Source organism: Halovivax ruber XH-70, assembly GCF_000328525.1.
GTDB lineage: Archaea > Halobacteriota > Halobacteria > Halobacteriales > Natrialbaceae > Halovivax > Halovivax ruber.
Window position 1 is genome coordinate 1722672 of the sequence record NC_019964.1, and the last position, 22364, is coordinate 1745035.

22 protein-coding genes are annotated in these 22364 nt (G+C 63.8%); 10 read left to right on the forward strand and 12 right to left on the reverse strand.

Translation table 11 applies throughout. The annotated features are described in order from the left end of the window. Positions 1–31 precede the first annotated feature (31 nt). Positions 32–472 carry a hypothetical protein gene (locus HALRU_RS08105; protein WP_015300917.1) on the reverse strand — a complete coding sequence of 147 codons (441 nt, stop codon included), beginning with the start codon at positions 470–472 and terminating at the stop codon, positions 32–34. Between the two features lie 307 nt (positions 473–779). Here HALRU_RS08105 and HALRU_RS08110 point away from each other — a divergent pair, with 307 nt between their 5' ends. Further along, positions 780–1226 carry a hypothetical protein gene (locus HALRU_RS08110; RefSeq protein WP_245547732.1) on the forward strand — a complete coding sequence of 149 codons (447 nt, stop codon included), beginning with the start codon at positions 780–782 and terminating at the stop codon, positions 1224–1226. A 54-nt stretch (positions 1227–1280) separates the two neighbouring features. Here the strand turns inward: HALRU_RS08110 and HALRU_RS08115 are convergent, their stop codons facing one another. Both HALRU_RS08115 and HALRU_RS08120 read right to left on the reverse strand, forming a co-directional pair. Then, entirely contained in the window at positions 1281–1868 is a 588-nt protein-coding gene (locus HALRU_RS08115; RefSeq protein ID WP_148680478.1) for an HD domain-containing protein, read from the reverse strand. 5 nt (positions 1869–1873) lie between these two features. Next, positions 1874–2551 carry an EthD domain-containing protein gene (locus HALRU_RS08120; RefSeq protein ID WP_015300920.1) on the reverse strand — a complete coding sequence of 226 codons (678 nt, stop codon included), beginning with the start codon at positions 2549–2551 and terminating at the stop codon, positions 1874–1876. Between the two features lie 658 nt (positions 2552–3209). Between HALRU_RS08120 and HALRU_RS08125 the strand changes: the two genes are divergently transcribed. From HALRU_RS08125 to HALRU_RS08135, 3 genes are all read left to right on the forward strand, one after another. Next, positions 3210–3950: a ferritin-like domain-containing protein gene (locus tag HALRU_RS08125; protein WP_015300922.1), complete on the forward strand. Its 741-nt coding sequence runs from the start codon at positions 3210–3212 to the stop codon at positions 3948–3950. A 227-nt stretch (positions 3951–4177) separates the two neighbouring features. Next, positions 4178–4846 (forward strand): helix-turn-helix domain-containing protein, encoded by a 669-nt coding sequence (locus tag HALRU_RS08130; RefSeq protein WP_015300923.1) that lies wholly within the window; start codon positions 4178–4180, stop codon positions 4844–4846. Positions 4847–4904: 58 nt separating this feature from the next. After that, positions 4905–5258: a DUF7344 domain-containing protein gene (locus HALRU_RS08135; protein ID WP_015300924.1), complete on the forward strand. Its 354-nt coding sequence runs from the start codon at positions 4905–4907 to the stop codon at positions 5256–5258. Between the two features lie 115 nt (positions 5259–5373). On the opposite strand, the gene gcvPB is transcribed toward HALRU_RS08135, so the two are convergent. From gcvPB to HALRU_RS08170, 7 genes are all read right to left on the reverse strand, one after another. After that, complete coding sequence (gcvPB, locus tag HALRU_RS08140; protein ID WP_015300925.1) at positions 5374–6894, reverse strand: aminomethyl-transferring glycine dehydrogenase subunit GcvPB; 1521 nt, start codon at positions 6892–6894, stop codon at positions 5374–5376. Further along, positions 6891–8228 (reverse strand): aminomethyl-transferring glycine dehydrogenase subunit GcvPA, encoded by a 1338-nt coding sequence (gene gcvPA / locus HALRU_RS08145; RefSeq protein WP_015300926.1) that lies wholly within the window; start codon positions 8226–8228, stop codon positions 6891–6893. Before gcvPA ends, gcvPB begins: the two co-directional genes overlap by 4 nt. A 151-nt stretch (positions 8229–8379) precedes the next feature. After that, positions 8380–9546, reverse strand: coding sequence for an AI-2E family transporter (locus HALRU_RS08150; protein ID WP_015300927.1), 1167 nt, complete (start codon positions 9544–9546; stop codon positions 8380–8382). 90 nt (positions 9547–9636) lie between these two features. Further along, positions 9637–10974: a hydroxymethylglutaryl-CoA synthase gene (hmgB, locus tag HALRU_RS08155; protein WP_015300928.1), complete on the reverse strand. Its 1338-nt coding sequence runs from the start codon at positions 10972–10974 to the stop codon at positions 9637–9639. A gap of 73 nt (positions 10975–11047) precedes the next feature. Then, a complete protein-coding gene (locus HALRU_RS08160; protein WP_015300929.1) occupies positions 11048–13255 on the reverse strand; it encodes a hypothetical protein in 2208 nt (735 codons plus the stop codon). A gap of 48 nt (positions 13256–13303) precedes the next feature. Next, positions 13304–13882, reverse strand: a complete 579-nt coding sequence (locus HALRU_RS08165) for a DUF2150 family protein (RefSeq protein WP_015300930.1) — start codon at positions 13880–13882, stop codon at positions 13304–13306. 185 nt (positions 13883–14067) lie between these two features. Beyond that, entirely contained in the window at positions 14068–14910 is an 843-nt protein-coding gene (locus HALRU_RS08170) for a TatD family hydrolase (protein WP_015300931.1), read from the reverse strand. Between the two features lie 391 nt (positions 14911–15301). On the opposite strand from HALRU_RS08170, the gene HALRU_RS08175 reads away from it, so the two are divergent. Continuing rightward, positions 15302–17128, forward strand: a complete 1827-nt coding sequence (locus HALRU_RS08175) for a S8 family serine peptidase (RefSeq protein WP_015300932.1) — start codon at positions 15302–15304, stop codon at positions 17126–17128. A gap of 191 nt (positions 17129–17319) precedes the next feature. Here HALRU_RS08175 and HALRU_RS08180 read toward each other — a convergent pair whose 3' ends face one another. After that, complete coding sequence (locus tag HALRU_RS08180) at positions 17320–17787, reverse strand: NYN domain-containing protein (protein WP_015300933.1); 468 nt, start codon at positions 17785–17787, stop codon at positions 17320–17322. A 128-nt stretch (positions 17788–17915) separates the two neighbouring features. On the opposite strand from HALRU_RS08180, the gene gcvT reads away from it, so the two are divergent. Together gcvT and gcvH are read left to right on the forward strand one after the other, a co-directional pair. Then, complete coding sequence (gene gcvT, locus HALRU_RS08185; protein ID WP_015300934.1) at positions 17916–19022, forward strand: glycine cleavage system aminomethyltransferase GcvT; 1107 nt, start codon at positions 17916–17918, stop codon at positions 19020–19022. Next, the gene (gene gcvH / locus HALRU_RS08190) at positions 19022–19405 is read left to right on the forward strand and encodes a glycine cleavage system protein GcvH (protein WP_015300935.1); all 384 of its coding nucleotides are present in this window, start codon (positions 19022–19024) and stop codon (positions 19403–19405) included. The genes gcvT and gcvH overlap by 1 nt, the downstream gene beginning before the upstream one ends. 80 nt (positions 19406–19485) lie before the next feature. Here gcvH and HALRU_RS08195 read toward each other — a convergent pair whose 3' ends face one another. Further along, on the reverse strand, positions 19486–20196 hold the full coding sequence (locus tag HALRU_RS08195; RefSeq protein WP_015300936.1) for a helix-turn-helix domain-containing protein: 711 nt from the start codon (positions 20194–20196) through the stop codon (positions 19486–19488). A 213-nt stretch (positions 20197–20409) separates the two neighbouring features. Between HALRU_RS08195 and HALRU_RS08200 the strand changes: the two genes are divergently transcribed. From HALRU_RS08200 to HALRU_RS08210, 3 genes are all read left to right on the forward strand, one after another. Continuing rightward, entirely contained in the window at positions 20410–21078 is a 669-nt protein-coding gene (locus tag HALRU_RS08200) for a metal-dependent hydrolase (RefSeq protein WP_015300937.1), read from the forward strand. A gap of 110 nt (positions 21079–21188) precedes the next feature. After that, positions 21189–21683, forward strand: a complete 495-nt coding sequence (locus tag HALRU_RS08205; protein ID WP_148680654.1) for a GNAT family N-acetyltransferase — start codon at positions 21189–21191, stop codon at positions 21681–21683. Between the two features lie 61 nt (positions 21684–21744). Then, entirely contained in the window at positions 21745–22356 is a 612-nt protein-coding gene (locus HALRU_RS08210) for a DsbA family protein (protein ID WP_015300939.1), read from the forward strand. The last annotated feature ends 8 nt before the right edge of the window (positions 22357–22364 follow it).

Here is a 22364-nt window from a genome sequence, read left to right on the forward strand (position 1 = left end):
CGAAGACAATCGGGCGCACGTCGGCCCCGACTCACTCGGCGGGCGCCGGGGCGGGCTGTCTGGGCTCCGAATCCGTCTCGGCCGGTGGGAAGAGCGGTTTGACCGGGACGACGACGAACGATTTCACGAGCGCACCGTCGACGGTCCGCCACTTCTCGAGTGACGTAAGCGAGTGCGTGGAGGCGTAGGTCGCTTCGATCCGGCCCATGAGGTCACGGAATCGAGGCAGGTCGAACCGGTCCGCGGAGACGGGATCGGAGACGACGGCCAGCCCGGACGATCTGGCGTAGACGTCGATCCACCCCTCGAAGAGGTGTTCCAGTTCGGTGACGTGCTCGGCAACCGGCCCCGTTCGGGAATGGCGTTCGTCAGTGGGAAAGGAGACGTACACCTGATACCGATCCGGTTGACCACGAACGTCCCGCTTCCAGCGCGTTCGCAAGAGGCGCCAGAGGCGAGCGCGCAAACTCATCGGGCACCCCCGGACTCGGTTTCGAAGAGCGGCGGGACCGCAACAGCGGAGTGCGAGCAGAAACTACGGGTTGGGTACGTCGGTCCCCGTCGTGTATCGCCGTCGAACGAGAGGGCGGTCGACGGCCGGTCGAAATCGATTCGGCGAGGCACGGATGGGGTTCGGAACGGACCGGTAATACGTCCTTTGTTTGCCCATCCTCAGGAACTCTGAACAGTCACGAAACGGCCTGTATCTGCGGTTCGCGGGAGTTATGTGTAATCGTTCACTACCAGCGTCTATGCCTTCCAGCGCTGGCTCGCCAGACGTGTCCACAGGACTGGGACCACTGGCGCAGTTCGTCGGCTCGATTTCGCTTACGGCCGCCGGGGTCGCGATCGCGGACGGACTCGCCCCCTCGCCGCGAACCCTCCTCGCGCTGGGCTTGCTCGCCGTCGGAGCCGCCGGGATTTCACGCCTGGCCGCCGATGCCTCGGTCCGCGAACTGCACCGGGCCGCGTGGCGTCGGTGGCTGCTCGCGGTCGTCGGATTCGTCCCGTACGGACTCGCCACCGCACCGCAGACGGACGCCGCCGCGGCGCTCGGGAGCCAATTCGGTGCCACGGTCGGCGGCGTCGTACTCGAAGCCATCGCTGGCGCGCTCTTTCTCACGGCGGTCACGACGACGGTGATGGCCGCACTCGCCCAGTACGGCCTCCACCCTGGTGCGCCGACGCCGGAAGAACGAGTACTCGACGAATCGCTCGACGACTGACGGCGTTTGCGTCAGACAGGGGTACTTCCGGCCGTAGGCGGCGGTGCACTCACGTCAGGACGTCTGTGAATACTCCTCGACCCACTCCTGCAACGTGATACCCATCGAGGCCTGCGTGATCGCGTTCGACGACGCGGAGTTCGCACTCTTGACGAGTTCAGCTTCGAGCGTGCGCGTCGGGACCTCGCCGAGGAAGTGCGGGATCGCCCGCTGTACGGCGAGTGGACAGCCGACTTCGTGGGCGAGCGCGTACCCCGATATCGAGTGGGGAATCTCCTCGCTGACGTAGGTTGGGTTCGGCTCGTCGAGGAGATCGTCGTCGACGAAGTCGGGATACTCGTAGCACTTGCCGACGTCGTGAAGCAAACAGGCGGCGACGATGACGTCGAGATCGGGGTCGGCGCCGTGGAACTCGCGTTGTTCGCGGGCGGACTCGATGGCGATCCTGGTCACGCCGCGGACGTGCTCGACGTTGGTCACCTCGTGGATGTTCCAGGCGTAGGGAATGTCCTCGAGATCCTGCCAGCCACCGCGTTCGAGTCCGAGGGCCCAGGCCTCGACGACCTGGTCGCGGAGGTCGTCGTCCTCGATCTCTGCGAGTTCCGGGAACGCCTCGCGGACCTGCGCATCGAAATCGGACACGGGGATCACCGCCCGCTGACGAGGTGTTCCTGGCCGATGAAGCGCGGGCGCTCGTCGATCGCGAGGAAGTTGTTCACGTCCTCGCGGGCTTTCTCGGCCATCTCGCCGACCGCCTCGTAGTCACGCGAGCCCTCGCTGCCGAGGGCGTCGTAGAGTGCGTCGATGTCCGCGAAGTACAGTTCCGCGATGCCGTCGAACGGCTGGGCGTCGGGATCCGTGGGGACGACGGTGTCGTACTTGACGACGCCGGTGATCTCGCGGGCGATCGGCGTGTGGTTGTTCTGCCAGTGGTCGACGAACGCGTCGTGGGTCATGTCTTCCTGCCGGACGAGGAACGCCGAGTGCTTGTACAGCTCGTCGGAGTCGCCGTCGACCTCGTCGCGCTGGACGATCGGATCGCCAGCCATTCCGCGCTCGTCCGCGACGGCCTCGGCGAACTCGCCGCCCGTGGCCGAGACGAGCGAGTCGGGATCGTCGACTGCGTCCTCGTAAGCCGCCTCGTCCTCGAAGAAGAACTCGGCCAGCCCGTCGAACTCCGCGTGCTCCGGCATCGTCGGAAGCACCTCGTGATAGCGAACGACGCCGTCGATCTCGTCGTCCAGCTCCGCCGCCTCCCACCGATCGACGAACTCGTCGTGCGAGACACCATCTGCGCGCGTCAGCAGTGCAACGTGCTTGTGCATAGACAGGGGTTCGCAACGGGCCCAATAAATCGTACCGGTCGCGGACGGTGTTGTGGACGGAGTGTCTCGGCGTAGAGTTGGGTGGTAGGAACCGGCTGCATTCCCCCATTTCCGGCAGCGTATGCACCCAACCCTCGCCACTCCCGCAACGAATCGATCACTACTTCCTGTTCGTCGTGGTGTGAATCCGTGACTATGGAGACAATACTCACTGTCGTCGGTGTCGCATTCGTCGTCGGAGTGGTGTACGCGCTGATTCGGGTGTTGCTGGGCGGCGACATGCCAAACTTGATCGGCTGAATCGACCAGTCGCATTGTCACGGACGATACCAGCTGATCGGTGTGAACGGAGCCACGCCGAGCCGCTGTAGATGGGGACGGCCCCGGTTCTAAATTTCTTGCCTCGCCCCGCTCAGCACCACAGGGGCACGGACATTTTACCGGCGTCTATGATGGATCGTACGGCCGCGACCGTCAAAAAACGAAAATGATAGTCCATCTTTACTATCATAACCTGCGTATGGTATCTGGAATCACACCATCTCTTGTGTGAACTTCCCGACGTCTCTGAAATGGGCTATAAGTGCCTGATACTGGTACCTGTGGATCCGAGTCCGGGGAAACGGTTCATCGTCGGACTCAGCCATCAGTTCAATCCATGTCAAACGAGAAGTACGACATCGAGACGGCCACGGAACTAAGCGACAACACACCACCGAACCCGTCTACGTCGCGGCGTCGCGTCCTCGCTGCGTCGGCGATCCTCGGTACCGCTACGGCAGGAATCGTGCCGATGACCTCGGCTACCGGCGAAGACCACGGGGACGACGAAGCGGACCAAGAGATGGATGCGCAGCCGCCGGAAGCTGTCGAGAACGATTTCGAGGACGATATCGACCTACTCAATTACGCCCGAACGCTCGAACTCCTCGAAGCGGTGTTCTACCAGCGTGGAATCGAGAACATCGGCGACGAGGGATTCAGACAACATTTCGATGGATGGGGGCCGATTCAAGATCGCGTCGCCGACCGGATCCGCGTGGTACGCAATCACGAAGTCACCCACGCGGAGGTACTCGGGCAGACGGTATCACAACTCGGCGGTGATCCAGTTCCGAGTCCCGAGTTCGATTTCGGATCGGCCGTCCAGGACCCCGGCGAGTTCATCGCCACGGCCGCCCTGCTCGAAGACATTGGCGTCTCCGCGTACGCCGGGGCCGCACCGTATATCCAGAACGCAGCACTCGTCCCGCCGGCGCTAAGCATTCACAGTGTCGAGGCGCGACACGCATCGTTCCTCCGGGAACTCAACGACGAACTGGGATTCCCGACGCCGTTCGACCAGCCGCGGTCCCGCGCTGAGGTGCTGGAACTGGCGAGCGGGTTCATCGTCGACTAACCACCCGCTACCGCGGCCCTCTATAGTTCTATCAGTATCGGACTATATCACGGATTCGAACACGTAGCAGTGTCGCGTGGTTCTGTGTGTCGCCGGAACAGGTTTTGTCGTGGATGGCCCAAAGTGTCCGTCAGAGACCGAATGATCGGGCGTGCGGGAACGGTGACGGCAAGAACACGAGACGATCAGTACTAGACCTAAACAGTTGGAAGCCAATGGGACGAACGATGGCTACCGAGGCGACGTTCACGGTTCCGTCGGACCAGTTCCCCCTGGGAACGGTGTTCGCCCAGTTGCCGAACGTACGGATAACGCTCGAGCGACTCATCCCCGCACAGGACGTGGTCATCCCCTACTTCTGGGTGCGTGGAACCGAAGTCGACGATATCGAGGGAGCTTTCACCGAGCATCCGGGCGTAACGGAGATTCAGCTCGTCGACTCTGTCGAGGACGAGTACCTGTTACGTGTCGAGTGGGCGCTGAACTACGACGATGTACTAACGGTACTGGGAGAGACGGAGGTACCACTGATCGAGGTCACCGGGACGGACCAGCAGTGGACGTTCGAGATCCGCGGTGATGATCGGGACGATCTCGCTGCCTTTCAACAACGGTGTCGAGAGTTGGACATCCCGATCACGTTGACAGAGTTGCACGCACTCACGCCGGTCGAAACGGCGACCGAAGCCGCCCTCACCGACACCCAGCAAGAGGCACTGGTACTCGCCCACAAACGCGGGTACTTCGAGTCTCCTCGCGAGGTCACGCTTGAAGCCCTCGGCGAGGAACTCGGCATCTCACAACAGGCCGTCGGCTCCCGCCTCCGAGGAGGGATCAAACACATCCTGGGGAGCACGCTCTCGGCCCTTGCAGTTCGCCCTCAGTCGGATGCATAAAAGTGGTTTGTACACGAAAAAGTCACCGCGATTGCCGTGGGTCGGCTGCATTCGTGTCATGAGCGAGGAGCCGGTCACAATCGGTACCATACTCGACCTCTGTCGTGACCAGTACTGCCGAATCGCCATTCGGACGCTCGCAGAAGAACAGCGGTCGATGACGATCGACGAGCTTTCGAAGGTCATCTTCAGGGACATTTATCAAACCCCCATCACGGAGGCATCTGAGGACGTACTTACGGATATTCGCACTTCGTTGTACCACGCTCACCTGCCGAAGTTGGCCGCGAAGGGCCACGTGACCTACGACGCCGAGCGCCAACTCGTGGAACCGACCGAGCAATTGACTGGAGTGCACTCGACCCTGTCGACGTTCCTTGCTGGTGATTCTCCGGCCGGAATCGCCGATTGAACTGTAGTGACGATCGACTTCGCTCTGCAGGATCGTTTCACTGAGAGAACGATTTCGACGACCGATCCGAACTCGTTCAAGACGGCTTCGGTCGCACGAATCTCGTACCGGCCTCCTACTCGTCGTCCGCGTCGAGCGCCTGCCAGGACAGCCGCGGGTTCCGCGCGGCGCTCGTCTGATCGATACGCTTGGCCGTCGTTCGGTTCGGCGCGGCCTCGATCGTCGCGTCGTCCTCCTCGGCTACCGCGTTGAACGCGGCGGCGAGCTGGTCCAGCGTGGACTTGGTCTCGACCTCCGTCGGTTCGGTCATGAGCGCCTGCGAGACGATCTCGGGCCACTTCGTCGTCGGCGGGTGAACGCCGTAATCGAGCATCCGCTTGGCGACGTCGGCGGCGTCCTGCTCGCCCGCACTCGCGACGAACTCGTGGTGGAAGGGACCGTAGGGGATCTCGTAGTCGATCTGGCTACCCAGATAGTTCGCGTTGAGCACCGCCTTGGCGCTCGCGTCCGCGAGTCCCTCGTCGCCGAGCCGGGCGATGTAGGCGAAGGCTTTCACCAGGACGAGCCAGTTGCCCTGGAAGCCGTGGACGTGCCCGATGGTGTGCTCGGGGTCGAACAGTTCGTAGGTCGTGCCGGTGCTGTCGGTCGTCGGGTCGGGGGAATCGGCTTCCTGCGGTTCGGCAGCCGATTCCGCGTCGGCTTCGCGCACGCGCGGTGCGGGCAAGAACGGCGCCAGTTCGGCGACGACGCCGACAGGGCCGGCGCCGGGACCGCCGCCGCCGTGGGGCGTCGCGAACGTCTTGTGGACGTTGTAGTGCATCACGTCGAAGCCCATGTCACCGGGGCGGGCTCGCCCGAGGAGGGCGTTTAAGTTCGCCCCATCGTAGTAGAGCAGTCCGCCGACGTCGTGGACCATCTCGGCGATCGTCTCGATGTCGCGCTCGAAGAGTCCGAGCGTGTTCGGGTTCGTGAGCATGAGCGCGGCAGTGTTCTCCGAGAGAGCAGCCTCCAGCGCGTCGAGATCGACGCGGCCGTGCTCGTCGCTCGGCAGCGAGACGACGTCGTACCCGCCCAGCGCCGCCGTCGCGAAGTTCGTCCCGTGGGCGCTCTCGGGAACGATGACCTCGTCGCGGTGGCCCTCGCCGTTGTGCTCGTGGTAGGCCGCGGCGACGCGAATGCCGACGAACTCGCCGGCCGCCCCCGCGGGTGGCTGGAGGGTCACGGCGTCCATCCCGCCGATGCGAGCGAGGTAGCCCTGCAGCCGGTACAGGAGTTCCAGCGTCCCCTGGGTGGACCCCTCCGAACGGTCGGGGTGTACCGCCGCGCCCGGCAGCGCCGCGACGTCCTCGGTGAACGTCGGGTTGTACTTCATGGTACAGGACCCGAGCGGGTACGGCCCGCTGGTGATGCCGTAGGTCTGCTGGGAGAGTCTCGTGTAGTGACGCGAGAGCTCCGATTCGGACAGGTTCGGCAGTTCGACCGAGTCGCGAGTCAGTTCGTCGGGAAGACCCGCCGTGTCGGCGTCCACCGCGATCTCGGTCGAGTCCTTCTCCGAGAGCAGGGGTTCGTACGTCCCGTTCGTCGACCAGCGAGCCTGGTCGTGGCGAATCTCGGCCGACCCGCCATCGTCACTCATCGAACCACCTCCGAGAGGGTGTCGACGAACCCGTCGAGTTGGTCGTCCGTCGCGCCCGCGACGCAAATCTGGAGTTCGTCTTCGCCGAGGGCGTGCACCGCGTACCCGTGGTCCTCGAGGTCGGCGGCGATCGTCGATGCGGCCCCGTCGACACGGGCGACGAACTCCCGCATGTGATGGCGGTCGTGAACCGGCGCCGTGACGCCGGGGAGGTCGTCGACCCGGTCGGCCAGTTCGCGCGCCCTGGTGACGTCGCGCGTCGCCAGATCGACCAGGCCGTCCGGACCGAGCGCCGCGGCGTGGATCGCCGTGCGCAGCGCCACCCAGGCCTGGTTCGTGCAGATGTTGCTCGTCGCCCGTTCGCGACGGATGTGCTGTTCGCGCGTCTGGAGTGTGAGCGTGTAGGCTCGACGGTCGTCGCCGTCTTCGCTCGCACCCACCAGTCTGCCGGGAACCTGACGCAGGTAGTCCTCGCGCGTGGCGAAGAGACCGAGGCCCATTCCGTAGGCGGTCGGCAGCCCGAGGACGCTCGCGTCACCGATCACGACGTCGGCGCCGACGTCGGCCGGTCGTTCGAGCAGCGAGAGGGCAACGGGGTCGGAGCCGAGGACGAATAGCGAATCCGAGTCGGTCGCGAGATCGCCGAGTGTCGAGAGTCCGGGTTCGATCGTCCCGCGAACGGTCGGGTTCTCGACGTATAGCATGACGACGTCCTCGTCCAGCCGATCGGCGATCGCGTCGAGGTCGGCCGCGCCGTCGGCCATCTGGAACGTCTCGACGACGAGATCCGTGCCCGCAACGTAGTTGCCGAGCGTCGAGCGCTTGTTCTCCGAGAGCAGTTCCGGAACGAGGACGACCGAGCCCGAAACAGCGCGAATTCGGTCCGCGAGCGTCGCCGCTTCGCCGAGCGCCGTCGCGGCGTCGTACATCGAGCAGTTAGCGACCTCGAGGCCAGTCAACTCGACGAGCATCGACTGGTACTCGAAGAGCGCCTGCAGGAAGCCCTGCGAGACCTCCGGCTGGTACTGCGTGTACGAGGTGAGAAACTCGGAGCGGTCCGAGAGGTGGTCGACCAGCGAGGGAATGTAGTAGCCGTAGTGGCCGCGACCGAGTAGTTCGACAAGGTCGTCGTTTCGTTCGAAAATCGATTCGACCAGCTGGCGTGTTGCTCGTTCCGAGCGGGCGTCGATTCCGAAGTCACCGTCGAACTCCACCGGTGCCGGAATGTCGAAGAGCGCCTCCTCCGAGTCGACCCCCACCGCATCGAGCATGGCCGCCGTCTCCGTGTCCGTGTGAGGAGCGTACGGACTCCCCGTCGTGCGTGATCCGTACATTGTTACGTTCGGTGCCGCCAGTTCGCCGTCGGTTCGAACCCGCCGCCAGACACTGCGTCGGCGATGTGACGGTACACAGTACTCGTGACTTGCCACGGGGGGATAATGAACGCACCTCTTTCGATGTCCGTCTCGGTCGCTCGTCCGGGACTCAACCGGTTCGATCCGTCGATTCCTGGGAATCGGGGTCAGTGCCATCCACCGGTTCGTCCCCAGCCGAATCGTCAGACGGAGTGGCGCCCGAGCCCGGTTTCGGTCCCTCAGCATCGTCGCCGACCGCACCCGGCGGTTCCGTCCCCGTCCGGACCCGGGCGAAACTGTCGAGGACGAGCTTCGTCGCCCCGAGAACGACAGGGCCGAGGAAGAGGCCGACCGCGCCGAATGCGACGAGGCCGCCGAAGATGCCGACGATGACGATGAGGGCGTTGTAGCCGCCGGTCTGGCCGATGATGGCCGGACGGTAGTACGAGTCCGAGAGGGTGACGAACAGGCCGTAAACCACCATCGCCAGCCCAGCCGTCGTACTACCGGTCGCGAGGAGGTAAATTGCCGCGGGAATCCAGACCCCGAAGGCGCCGATGAGCGGCAGGAGCGTTAGGACGAACGTCGCGACGGTGAGGAAGATCACGGCGGGAACACCCGCGACCCAGAGGCCGACGCCGAGCATGACGGCCTGGATCACCGCGACCGCCACGTTGCCGATCACCGAGGCCCACATGAGTTCGTCGATCCCCTCCTGCAGGTCGGCCAGGATCTCGTCGTCGACGGGGATGACCCACTGGATCCACGCGACGAAGCGGCCGCCGTCACGAAGCAAGCCGAACAGGACGAACGTCGTGATCGTCAGCCCGATAAACATATTCGGGAGGCCACCTGCGAGGTCGATCGCGCCGTCGGTCAGTTGCTGGATCGCCGAGGCGATCCGGTCCTGATTGGCCTCGTACAGTTCCACGAGGTCGACAGCGTAGCCGTTACTCTCTAGCAGTTGTTCGATCGTCTCGACGTTGATCTGTTCGTCTCTGATCCACTCGACGACGAGGACACCCTGTCTGAACGCGACCGTCAGCAGATACACGAGCGGGAGCAACAGGACGACGACCGTGAGGACCACGACGACGAGCGCCGCGATCGTCGGTCGAACGTACCGCTCCATGCGTTGCTGAACCGGGTGAGCGATGTACGCGAGGACGACGCCGAAGAGAACGTACTGGAGATACGGGACGATCACCAGCAGTGCGAGAAAGACGCTGACCAGCGCAAGCGCGGTCAACCCGGGTTGTTCGGTGAACCACTCCGGCGGGTCGCGGGTCGCAGCCATGCCACCACGTGCACGCGCCCCTCACATTAGTCTATTGATAGATTGTGGCCGTGACGTAACACGTTAGCAATCGAGAAAAGCGGGGACGGATTACTCGACGAACCGGTAGGTACGCTCTCCCATCCGACCCCAGCCATCGAAGACGAACTCGTTTTCGGGGGTGGTGAGTTCGACCGGTTCGACGTCTTTGTCGTGGTTGTGGGCGTCGTGGATCGATTCGTACTCTTCGAAGGTAATCGACCGACGATCGTCGAGTTGGTCGTCGATGTCGATCGCCGCCACCTCGTCGCGCCAGCCCTCGACGACGATCTCGCCGTGGACTTCTGCCTGTGCGCCGCTGCCGTAGGATCCGACACCGAGTGTCTCACCGACGAGGTCGATATCGTTCTCCAGCGCGTGTATGAGCGCGGACGTACGAGCGACGTGGACCGAACCCGTGTACCAGTTGCCGACCTCGCGCGAAATCGTGAGCGTCGGCTCGATCGTGGTGGCGTACCACTCCTGATAGTGCTCGGTCTCTTTCAGCGCGTCCATGTACTCGCGGACGGCTTCCTCGTAGGCCTCTTCGTCGTCGAACGCCTCGCGGCGGGGCTGACGGCCGATCTCCTCGGCGAGTTCGTCCTCGATCGGCGTGTTTCGGATGGAGTGGCGATACGCGAGGACGGCGGCCTTTCGAACCATGCCGGGGAACGGCGTGTGGAACGGGACGTACGCGAAGTTGTCCGGGTGACTGTCGCCAGCGACGCGTTCGTAATCCTCCAGTGCTTCGCGCATGCGTGCGAGGTAGACTTGCATCGAGCGCTTGCCGTCGACGCTCGGGAACTGCTGCTGGGGTTTGAGGAAGTCCGTCTCGTCGGCGCTGCCGTAGCCCTGTTCGGTCGTCAACTCGACGATTGCCGGATCCTCGTCGATCAACATCGCCACGGCGCCGGCGCCCTGGGTCGCCTCACCGGGATCGTCGCGCTCGTACAGCGCCGTGTCCGTCGCGATGACGAGCGCTGCGCGCCCGCGATTGCGTCCCGCGCGGATCCAGTTGTAGGCGTCGTCGAGACACTGGGTCCCGGCGATACAGGCGAACTTGCGCTCGCCCTTGTTCGCGTGGTGGAAGTCCCCGTCGTAGACCTGTTCGAGACAGCCCGCGACGTACGTCGAAATCGGCTTGGACTTGTCGAACGAGCTCTCGGTCGCCACGTCGATACGGCCGATGTCGGCCGGTTCGAGGCCTTTGCGTTCCATCAGCCGATAGGCCGCGTTGGCCCCCATCGTGACGATGTCCTCGTAGGTGTCCGGGAAGGAACTCGCGTTGAGACCGATACCCTTCGTGTAGTACTCCGGATCTTTCCCCTGCGCAGGGGCGAACGTATTGGGGAGGTCCAGTTCGAGGTTCCCCGTCCAGATCTCGATCGCGTCGATACCGACACTGGTCATAGAGAGAGTGTGTCCGAGGAGCTATATCATATTGTCGTTCGTGATTTCGACAGTCGTCGAACCCCGGGACCGGTCAGGAACACTGATTGAAGTCCGACCGGGTTATCGTCCCCCCAACGTCGACAGTTCCCTGCAGACAGCGGTCGCCAGCGGGTGATTCGAGGACAATTTCGACATCGACCGACTCCAACTGAGACGAGTCGAGCGAGACCGTAAAGGGACTCGCCGGGGAGGCCTGTTGCCGCGAACCGATCGGGGAACCGGAACTGTCGTAGATAGTCGTCGTGACTCCAGAGACTGAACCAGGGGCGTCGATAGTGTAGTCGACCGTGACCGAGTTAGTGTATGGCCAGATCCACAGTTGTCCATCGACGTTCGCCGTCGCTTCGAGCGACTCGAACGAAGGAATGCCCTGTTCAATCGTAACAGTGTCCGTATCACTGGTGCCGAGGGTGTCACTGTAGCCGATCGAGGCCGATTGGCCGGCATCACCCACCACGTCGATGTCAGTCACTTCGATCGTCAACGGTCCCCCACTGTTGCCCTGTGGAGACAGCCGAATCTCGTCGGTCGACGGATCGTACGTCACGTATTCCACGTTCTGTCCACTCGTCACGGATACCGTCGCGCCGGTGTAATCGATTATCGTACCCTGCGCACTCGAGAGATCGATCGTCACCTCGTCCTTGTTACCGATCGCATCCGAATTGAACGTAATCGTCTGCGTGGTACTGTCGGTTGAGACGTCGCTCACGTCAAAGTCGACCGGTGAGTCGGCCACCTGGACGGCAAACGTGTCAGACACCTCTACCGGAGCCGCATTGTCTGCGTCGGCCGTGACGGTCGCCGTGTACGGACTGCCAGCTTCGAACGGACCAAGCTGCGACGTCCCGCCGTCTTCACCAAACGTGACGCTCGTCGTCTCGCCCGTGATATCGGCGACAGGCATCGATTCGTCGTAGACGATCGTTCCGTTTGGTGCTTCGACAGTCAATCCTGCCGACAGTCCCTCGGTCTCGACTCCGTTCATCTCCTCCACGGTCACGTCGACGGGGAACTGGGTCTCGCTGTCAGTATCCGAGATCGTCACCGGTTGGACATCGAGGCTCGGCCCCGACGGTGGGGCCTCATCACCGTCACCGATGGAGAGGCTGCTCTGGACGGAAGACGTCCCGACGGCTGCGTACAAACTCGCTGTGCCTGTGTCCGCCCCATCCGTTTTCACGGTGACGTCGACACTGCCGTCTTCGCTCGTCCGATTGGCCGCCGTAACGGTGAGACCGCCGGTGTGGGACGCGTAGATGTCGATCGGAGTCGACGCAACCGGAGCACCGGTTCGGCTGTCGGTGACCGTGACCTCGAAGTGTTCGGTATCGTCCGACGTATCCATCTGTACGTCCGTCTTGTTCCAGATGAGGTCGTACTGGCCAGTCCCGTCGCTAATGCCATCTAGCTGGCCCGTCGATTCACCGTCCGATCCGACACCGACACGAGAGATCGAGAGGGTGATCGGGTCGGTTTCGTTGTCGTTGTAATCGACGGAGACCGACGACGAACCGACCGTGATATCGGCATACTCGTCGACACCGTTATCGCGCAACGTCTTCGCCCAGTGAGCTGGGTTCTGCGTCGGGATAGTCACGTTCAGGTCACTGCGATCCCGAATGGTGCGCTGAATTTGACCATCCAACTGTGTCACGTCGATCGACTCGGCAGCACGACCATGTTTGCTCCACTCACCGTCGAGAGCGATGAGCGAGACGGAGTTTCTGGAAAACAGCCGCTGGTCAGCGATCGTCACGTTTCCATCGGCGAACTCGTTGTAGACGAGGGAGTGTTCGATCGTGGTGACTGGGGCAGACTCGTACTCGTAGTACCCCGGTTCGTATCTGAGGGAACTCGTCTGGAGCGAGGTCGGGTTTGCGCCGTCAATCTCGTCTAACGCCCCAACGCCGTCGATCGTGATCGGCGAGTCGGCTTCGACTGCTGACAGCCTCCCCGCTGCAGGTGGCGGGTTGATGGCGAACGTCCGAGGTTCGTACGACGTGCCGAGGGTGACGGACATCGTGCGTGCGTCGGATCCACCGTTCGCGTTCTGGATCGCGTTCCGCACGTCCACGAGCTCGGCCTCGACGTCGTTCTGGTGGTCCCACTCAGTCTGTTCGTTCTCTGTCGGAACGACGTTGGCCTGATAGAGGGCGAGGGCCGACACGAGCAGGCCGAACATGAGCACCGCTCCGATGACGACGGTGACGGCGCGCTCCCGACCCTCGGCGGGCATGCACGGAAGAAAGTCCCGATCAGTTAAACGTGTGGCGGCCGGCTCCCCCTACTCGTCCTCCTCGACGACCTCAGGATCGCTCATGGCACTCTGGAGACTGTCGAGCCCGTTGACCCACTCGGTGACGAGGCCGTACTCGATGTCCTCCGCGACGGAGATGTCGACGTCTTCGTCGTCGAAGACGAGCGTTCCCGCCTGTGCGGCGTAGCCGAGCGCCGCGTCGAGTTCTTCCTCGGCTTCGGCGTCCGCGGCGGCCCGGATGTACTCGTCGACGCTCGCGTCGTCAGCGGGTCCGCCGGCGACGTACTCCTCGGCGGCGTAGAAGACACAGACCAGACTCGTCTGGACGCCGTCGACCAGCATGAGCGTCTCCTCGTCGTCGATGTCGACCTCGGAGAGGACGATCTCTCTGACTTCGCCGAGTTTTTCGAGCGTCGTCTCCTCGTCGAGTTCGCCATCGTCGTAGGCGGCGACGATCTTGGCGACGGCGATCGCCGTATCGTCCTGTAAATTGAGCAGCAGTCTGGCCGAAGACTCGTCTTCGGGGTCGATCTCTTCGTCGTCGAGTCGGTCGATCCAGTTCTGCCAGCGTTCCGCCGAGTAGAACTCGGTCGGGGGATTGCTCATACCCGAACCTACACCGGCCGGGTAAAATGCCTTTCTCTACGGGCATCAGCCCGAGTGAGTGTTTCCCGTGGAAACACGTGCAGGGTGTTTACGACGCTGGTACCCAGCCCGACTCGGTCCACGGCTGCGCTGTCCGCCCGGCTTCAGTCCACCGGCTTCGGCGGTGTGGCCTCACGTCTGATCCCTCACGAGAGCGTCGCTTCCGTGTCGATTCCGTACACCTGACGGGGCGTTTCGACGTGTGCAGTGTGTATCGCATCGTCGTATCCATTTTCCGCGAGCCAGCGAACGCGACGCGGGACCGTCTTTGGGCCCAGGACAGCGCCCGGACGCTCCGGGTCGTCGACGAAATCGGTCTCCATGAGAAACGGGTCGCCCCCCTCGGCCGCTCGTTCGAGGCGGTCTTTTTCGCTCATCACGCTCGGCGTGACGCCCTCGAGGCGACCGGCCGCGTAGTGTTTCACGACGCGAGTCGGATCCTGACCGACATCACGCGCCCACGTGGCCACGTCGGTCAATTCCTCGGTTGCTTCAGTGTGCAACTGAAGTGCGCAGTCTGCGTCGCTCGCGAGTTCGAGTGCGTGTCGCAGACAGGCGTTCGATTCGTCCCAGATCTCGTCCGAGACGTCGTAGTGAGGCCGGCCGGACTTCAGGGCGAGCGCCCGGCCGTCGTCGACGAACGCACTGGCCCGATCGAGTCCCATCCTGATCCGCTCGCCGGCTTCCGTGGGGGAGCAGCCGTCGTCGACGAGTCGCGAGATGAGCGTCGGGTGGACACCCAGCACGGGCCACGCGTGGCCGGGAAGGATTTCCGAGGCGCGATCGGCGATCTCGACCGTCGTCTCGAAAACGGCGTCGAAATCGGCCGGATCCTCGGGAAGTGGACCGAGATGCCACGACGGTTTGTTGACGATCAACAGGTGTGTTCCACCAACTCGCTCGAAGTCACGAACGGCATCCATCCCGGCCCCAGCTGCCGGATCCAGATGCAGGTGGTTGTCGAGAACCGGAGCATCGATGCTGGTCATATCGGGACGTTTGGCGCCGCCTGCAAAAACAGTCGGGTCGGCGTCGACTGTCACAGGAACGACGGCAGCGGTCGGTCAGTCACGGTCTGTCGGACGCAGGCGGTCAGCGCGAGAAAGAGCCGACAACCAGCCGGGGTCGGACGCTGACTCGAGATGATGTTCTGTTCACCACACCCCCATAGGTAGTAAACTTAGATTCCGTTGGTTATATCCTATACATGAACTTTGTTTTCGGTTTGGACAGTGGCTCCCGACAAACAGTGCAAATACGCTGCATTATCCGCCGAAACGGTTCAGTGTATTACACACCACGTTACTATTATTTGTTTCTCAATAAAATACACATAGTTTACGAACGGTTTTATAGTGAGCTACGAAAGGATGGGTTGGAATGACACACGAGCATTCCGGTCAGACGAGTAGACGAACAGTTCTCAAGTCGACTGCAGCTACCGGGGCGTTCCTGGGACTGGGGAGCGTCGTTTCGGCGACGCCCGGTCGCGATCCCGGCCCGAAGGAAGACGAGATCCTGGTGGGCAAGAGCGACACCGTCGGTCTCGCGAGCGCACGCTCGACGGTCGAGTCGGCAATTCCGTCGGAAGCCTCGGTCGTTCACGAGAACGACGCGCTCGGCTACATGGCCGTCAAGGTACCCGACGACGGCCCGAGCACACAGGATTCGGTAATCGAGCGCCTCGAACGCCAGCCGGGCATCGAGTACGCAGAACGGAACGTGACGCTGGAGGCGTTCTACGAGCCAAACGACCCGCAGTTTGGCAACCAGTACGCGCCACAGCTGGTCAACGCCCCGGAGGCCTGGGACACGACGACGGGCTCGTCGGATGTTACCATCGCGGTCGTCGACACGGGCGCCCAGTACGACCACGAGGACCTCGCGGCCCAGTACCGGGACGACCCCGGCTACGACTTCGCCGACGACGATAGCGACCCGTATCCGCCGTCAGGCGAACAGCACGGGACCCACGTCTCCGGGTGTGCGGCCGCGACGATCGACAACGGCACCGGCACGGCCGGCATCAGCGACAGTACCCTCATCAACGCTCGCGTCCTCGGCGGCGGAAGCGGATCGCTGTCGGACATCGCCGACGGGATCCAGTGGGCGGCCGACGAAGGGGCGGACATCATCAACCTCTCGCTCGGTGGCGGCGGCGCCAACGAGACGGGTCGTAGCGCGATCAACTACGCGTTCGAAAACGGCGCGCTCCCGATCGCGGCGGCCGGTAACGACTCCGGCTCGCCGGTGAGCTACCCGGCGGCCTACGACAACTGCGTGGCCGTCTCCGCGATCGACGAAAACGAGAACATCGCGAACTTCTCGAACGTCGGACCGAACGTCGACGTCTGTGCGCCGGGCGTCGACGTGCTCGCACCGGTCCCGACCGACGACTACGCCGGCTTCGACGGCACGTCGATGGCGTCGCCCGTCGCGGCCGGCGTGGCCGCGCTCGGCAAAGCGACTCATCCGAACCACTCCCCGAGCGAACTCCGCCAGCTCCTCGAAGAGTCGGCCGTCGACATCGGCCTCTCCTCGGACGAGCAGGGTAACGGTCGCGTCGACGCGGCGAACATCGTCGAAGACGGCTCCGAGGGACCGTCCGCGATCTTCAGTGTCACTCCGTCCAACCCCGATGTCGACGAGACCGCGGAATTCGACGCGAGAGATTCCACGCCGCCGGAAGGTGGCTCGCTCACCGGTTACGAGTGGAGTATCGACGGTGTCACGAAGACCGGCGAGACAGTCGATCACCGGTTCGGTTCCGAGGGCGACTACTCGGTCGAACTGACCGTGACCGCCGCCAACGGCGACACGGACACGACCACGCAGACGGTCACCGTCGGAGACGAAGACGGTGGCGATCAGTGTGGTGCCGAGACGAGCTCCGACACGGTGGCGGGCTACCTGAGCGGCGGCTGGTGGAGCAGCGGCAGCGACAACTACACCTACACGCTGGACACGGCGAACCCGTGCCAGGCGACGGTGACGCTGTCGGGCCCCTCGTCGGCCGACTTCGACCTCTACCTCACGTACGACGGTCGCACGCCGACGACCTCGGACTACGACGAGGCGTCCTACACGCCCGACAGCCAGGAAGAGCTCATGGTCGACCTCTCCGGTGACGAAGAACTCGGCCTGCTCGTCGACGCCTACTCCGGCAGTGGGTCCTACACGCTGACCGTCGACGAACTCGGCAAGTAATCACGAGCTGAGATCCGGTCTCGCGTCGACGAACCACGAGCGAAACGTTGCACCGATAGCGGACCCCCTACTCCTCCCATCGCAATACCAGACAGAGCCACTGCAACGCACCGACAGATTTCGGGGCTCGCTGAGCGTATATCCCAGTACTTCTGCCGTCCGCCGTCGAACCCGCTGTCCCCGGTTTGTTCCTACCCGTCCGTCTCGTCGGACGTGTCCAGCGTAATCGCCCGATCGGCCGCGTTTTGAAGCGCGTCGGAGCGACCGTACGTCCCAGGGGCGACTGCAAGGGTTTCGATGCCGTCGACTCTGGCCCGTTCGAGGACGGGCTTGAAATCCGTGTCCCGCGAGACGACGACGAGCGTCCCGATCCGTTCACTGGTAACGAGTGCCGTCGCGTCGACGGCGAGTCGCACGTCGACGTCACCACTGGTCACGACGACCTCGAACCCACGAGCCTCCGCAGCCTGGATGAGCCCCGGCGTCGCGTGCTCGTTCACGTACAGTCGTGAGGCGACGAGCGGGCCCTCCGCGCGGCCGAGGCCCCTGAGCTCGTCCAGATCGACGTCGAACTCCTCGCGAAAGACGTTCGGTCCGTCGACGACGAGGGCCACACCGGTCGGCGGGGACCGAACGCGCTCCAGCAACGACTCGAACATGCCCTCCCCTTCGACTCCCGAACGAAAAACGTGCCGTCACGTGACCGACGGACGGCCGGGAACCGGCAATTCCTGTGGCCGTTCGTCCGACGAAAAGACATTACTACGCACGTCGCAATCGTCCGCGTATGTCGCTCAACGCGCCGCCGTTGCGGGACGTACACGACGAACGGGGAGCCAGTTTCACCGAGTTCGGTGGCTGGGAGATGCCCGTCGAGTTCGATTCGATCCGCACGGAACACGAGGCCGTCCGCGAGGACGCCGGCATCTTCGACGTCTCACACATGGGCCAGCTCGAAGTGACCGGCCCCGACAGCTGTTCGCTCCTGAATCGACTGACCTCGAACGACGTCAGCCGGCTCGACCCCGGCGACTCGCAGTACAGCACGATTCTTGCCGAGGACGGCTCGATTATCGACGACACGGTCATCTACCGCCTCCCCGATCGCGACGGCGACGAAGCCTACCTGTTCGTCCCGAACGCGGGGACGGACGACGCGATGACCGATCGGTTCCAGCGCCACCGTGACGAGTGGGATCTCGACGCCGACGTCTCCAACGAGACGACGGCCTACGGCATGGTCGCCGTGCAGGGCCCGCGGGCACCCGAGCTCGTGGGCAAACGGTCCGACGACGCCGACGCGATCGACGACATCGGCCGGTTCGAGGCGACGTACGTCTCCTTCGACGGCGTCGAGTGCTGGACCGCCCGGACCGGCTACACCGGAGAGGACGGCTTCGAACTCGTGTTCCCCGCCGACGACTCGGAGACGATCTGGACGGCGTTCGCGGACGACTGCCAGCCCTGCGGCCTGGGGTCCAGAGACACCCTTCGTCTCGAAGCGGGCCTCCTGCTGTCGGGACAGGATTTCGATCAGGACGAGAACCCACGGACGCCCTACGAGGCCGGAATCGGGTTCACCGTCTCGCTCGATACCGACTTCGTCGGGCGTGACGCCCTCGCCGAGCAGCAGGAGACGGGCGTCGAGGAGGAACTCGTCGGCTTCGTCGTCGAGGGGCGCGGGATCGCACGCCACGGCCACGACGTGGTCGTCGACGGCGAAATCGTCGGCACGGTCACCAGCGGAACGATGAGTCCGACGCTCTCGGAGGCCATCGGCCTCGCGTACGTCCCCGTCGAGTACGCGGAGCCAGGGACCGAGATCGGTGTCAGTGTTCGTGATCGAACGAAAAAGGCAAAGGTCGCACCCATCCCATTCATCGATACGGAATAATGAGCTTCGAGATCCCAGCGGACCGGCGTTACCGAGAATCGCACGAGTGGGCGGCAGAAAGCGACGGCGTGGTCACGATCGGCATCTCCGATTTCGCACAGGACGAACTCGGCGACGTCGTCTTCGTCGAGTTGCCCGACGTCGGTGAGACGATCGACCAGGACGACAACTTCGGCGTCGTCGAGTCTATCAAGGCCGTCTCCGACCTCTACGCGCCGGTCGGCGGCGAAGTCACGGCCGTCAACGAGGAACTGTTCGACGCCCCCGAACTCGTCAACGACGATCCCTACGGCGACGGCTGGATGCTCGAACTCGATCTCGAAGCCGACGCGGAACTCGACTCGTTGCTCGACGCCGACGCGTACGAAGACCAGATCGCCTGAGTCGACGCGGGTCGACCCGATAGAGCCGAGTAGCTCTTCTCACAGAGCCGAGCAGTCCTACTCAGTCGAGAGAACCATCATCAGTCGATCGTCGCGAGCGTCTCGAGCATCGATTCGAGCGGTACGTCCGTGACCGCGAGCGAGTAGCCGTCGATGCGGGCCAGGTCGGCCGCGTGGTCCCACAGGGCCGATTCGTCGATACCGTGGAGGATGACCGCGTTCGGGGACGGTGTGACGACGCGAAGCGCGACGAGCGGTGATTCGCCGCGGGTGACGCCGGTAAACACGAGCGCGCGATTCGTCGACTGGCCATAGAGGCGGATAAACTCCTCGCTCGAGAGCCGGGTGATCGCACTGATACTGTCGATCACGGTGTGGCCGCTGATACGATCGGACGTACCCGCGGCGATCTCTGACGCGTCGAGGGCGTCGTATAGCGTGGCGAGCGAGCGCGTCGTCGCGTACTCGCGGAGGTCGTAGACGACGTCGCTCTCGAATCCCGCCGAGAGGACGCGACCGTACTGTCTGATCCGCTCGCCACCACGCCGCTCGTCGATGGCGAGCAAACCCCCGACGAGCCGGCTCACGACGCCGATACCGGGATTCTCCCGCCGACCACTCTCGTAATCGGAGACCACCGAAGCGGAGACGTCGAGTTCGTCGGCCAGCGCCGTCTGGGAGATGCCGAAATCCGTCCGCCACTTGCGAATCGTCGCGCCGGGATCACCGGAGAGGGTGATCTCACCGGCGATCTTCTCCGCGAGTGCCGTCTTGACCCCGTCATCGCCCATAGCCGGCTATTCGGGCCGTCGCGCAAGAACGTATCGGAGCCGGGGCGCCGGAGCGGAGTCGTCGGAACCGTGCCTTCGGAGCCGGGTCGTCGGAACCGTGCCTTCGGAGCCGGATCCTCGAAGCCGAGCCGTCGAAGCAGGGTCGACTCGGTGAACAGCAATCACGTCTCCCGTGGGGAAAACGTACAAGCGATCCGACGCGTAGGGGTCGACATGCCCTCGACCGTCGTCCACGTCGGTCTGGCAGGACTGCTCGGCGTCGCGCTGCTCGGCGATCGCTTCGACGCGAAAGCGATTCTGGTGGTGCTCGCCGCAACTGCGGCGCTCGACCTGGACACGCTGATCGGCATGGGCTGGACGGGGACGCATCGGGCGGCGCTGCACAATCTCTTCGTCGTCGCCGTTCCGGCCGCACTGCTGTACTGGGACGTCCGCCGACGCGAGGAGTCCATCGTCCGAGCGCGGTTTGGAGTGGACGCACCGCGGGTGCTCTGGGTGACGCTCGCCTGTCTGCTCGTGGCTCACATCATGCTCGACGCCTTCTTCAACGGGGTCAACCTCTTCTGGCCGCTGCACGATCAGTTCTACGACCTCTCGGGGAAGCTCTACCTCTCTAACCACGACGGATTCGTCCAGACGTTCGTCGAGTTCACCACGGCGGACGACGGCTCGCAGACCGTCTCGGAGTCGACGGCCGCTGGGACGACCGAGACCACCCACTACGAGACCGGCTTCGACCCGGGGCCCGACCCCGAACCGGATCCGGAACGGATCTTCCCGATCGCGTACAACGGCGAACGGTTCGTCGTCGCCCTCGCTGGCTACCTCGCAGTCTCCGTTCGACTCTGGGAGGAACGTCGGTCGAATACCGCCGACCACTGACGGCGATGGATACAAGCGCTCGGGGATCTCGTTCTGGGGCCGTAACCAGTCCGACCGACATCCTCGCCGACACCGGTACGACGAAGGCACCCGGCGAGCAACAGCCGTCGATGACAGTCGAGGTTCGACCGTACGATCCGGAACGCGATCGGGAGGCGCTGTGGAAACACAAACGAGCGTTCGAACGCGAGCTCGGGAGCGAAACCGGCGGCGCGGACAAGCAGGCCGCGTACGAGGACAAGCTCACGACCGAGTACCGGGATCGGTATCTGGCGTGGGTCGAGCGGTGTCTCACCGACGAGCCCAGGGCAGTGACGGTGGCGACCGTCGGTGACGACCCCGCAGGCTACGTGTTCGTCCTCCCGGACTCGCTCGCGCTGATCTGGGACGCCGCGGTGCTCAACGAAATCTACGTCGATCCCGACCACCGCGGCGAGGGCGTCTCGGACGCACTGATGGACGCCGCCGTCGACGTGGCTCGGAAACAGGACCTCCCCATCGACCGACTCGTCCTCGACGTCGACGCGGACAACGAGCGCGCAGCCGGCTTCTACGACCGCCACGGCTTCGACCACTGGGGCGAGATGGTCGCTCGGCCGCTCTGAACGGCGACCGACTGAATCTCGAAGGGGGACGTTTTTGGTGTCAGCCACGTAGGTGTGCGGTATGAATCGACGTCACGCCCTCGCCGGTATCGCCAGCGCATCGACCCTCTCCGTCGCGGGGTGCCTCGGCGGCCTGCTGGGAAGCGGTGGCGTCCAGGATCTTCCAGACCCCACGCTCGGTCAGGACGACGCGCCGGTCACCGTCGAGGTCTGGGAGGACTTCAGCTGTGGTCACTGCAAGACGTTCGATCAGGAGGTCTACCCACAACTGGTCGAAAACTACGTCGATCCGGGCGACATCCGGTACGTTTTCCACGACTTCCCGATCCCCGTCCACGATCGATGGTCGTGGGACGTCTCCGAGGCGGCCCGCGTCGTACAGGACAACGCAGACGACTCCGACGCCTTCTGGACGTTCAAGGATCGCATGTTCGAGAACCAGGGAGCGTACAGCGAAGACGTGCTCTCGTCGGCTGCCGGAGAGGTCGGCGTGGACGGCGACTCGCTCCTCTCAGACGTCTCGGACGATCGCTACAGGCCGGTGGTCGAGACCGCGAAGGAAGACGGGACGGACATGGGTGTTCGGGGAACGCCCGCCATCTTCGTCGAGGGAGAAGGAGTCGACTCGCCGACCTACAACGCGGTTGCAAACGCAATCGAACGGAACCTGTGATCGGGCGA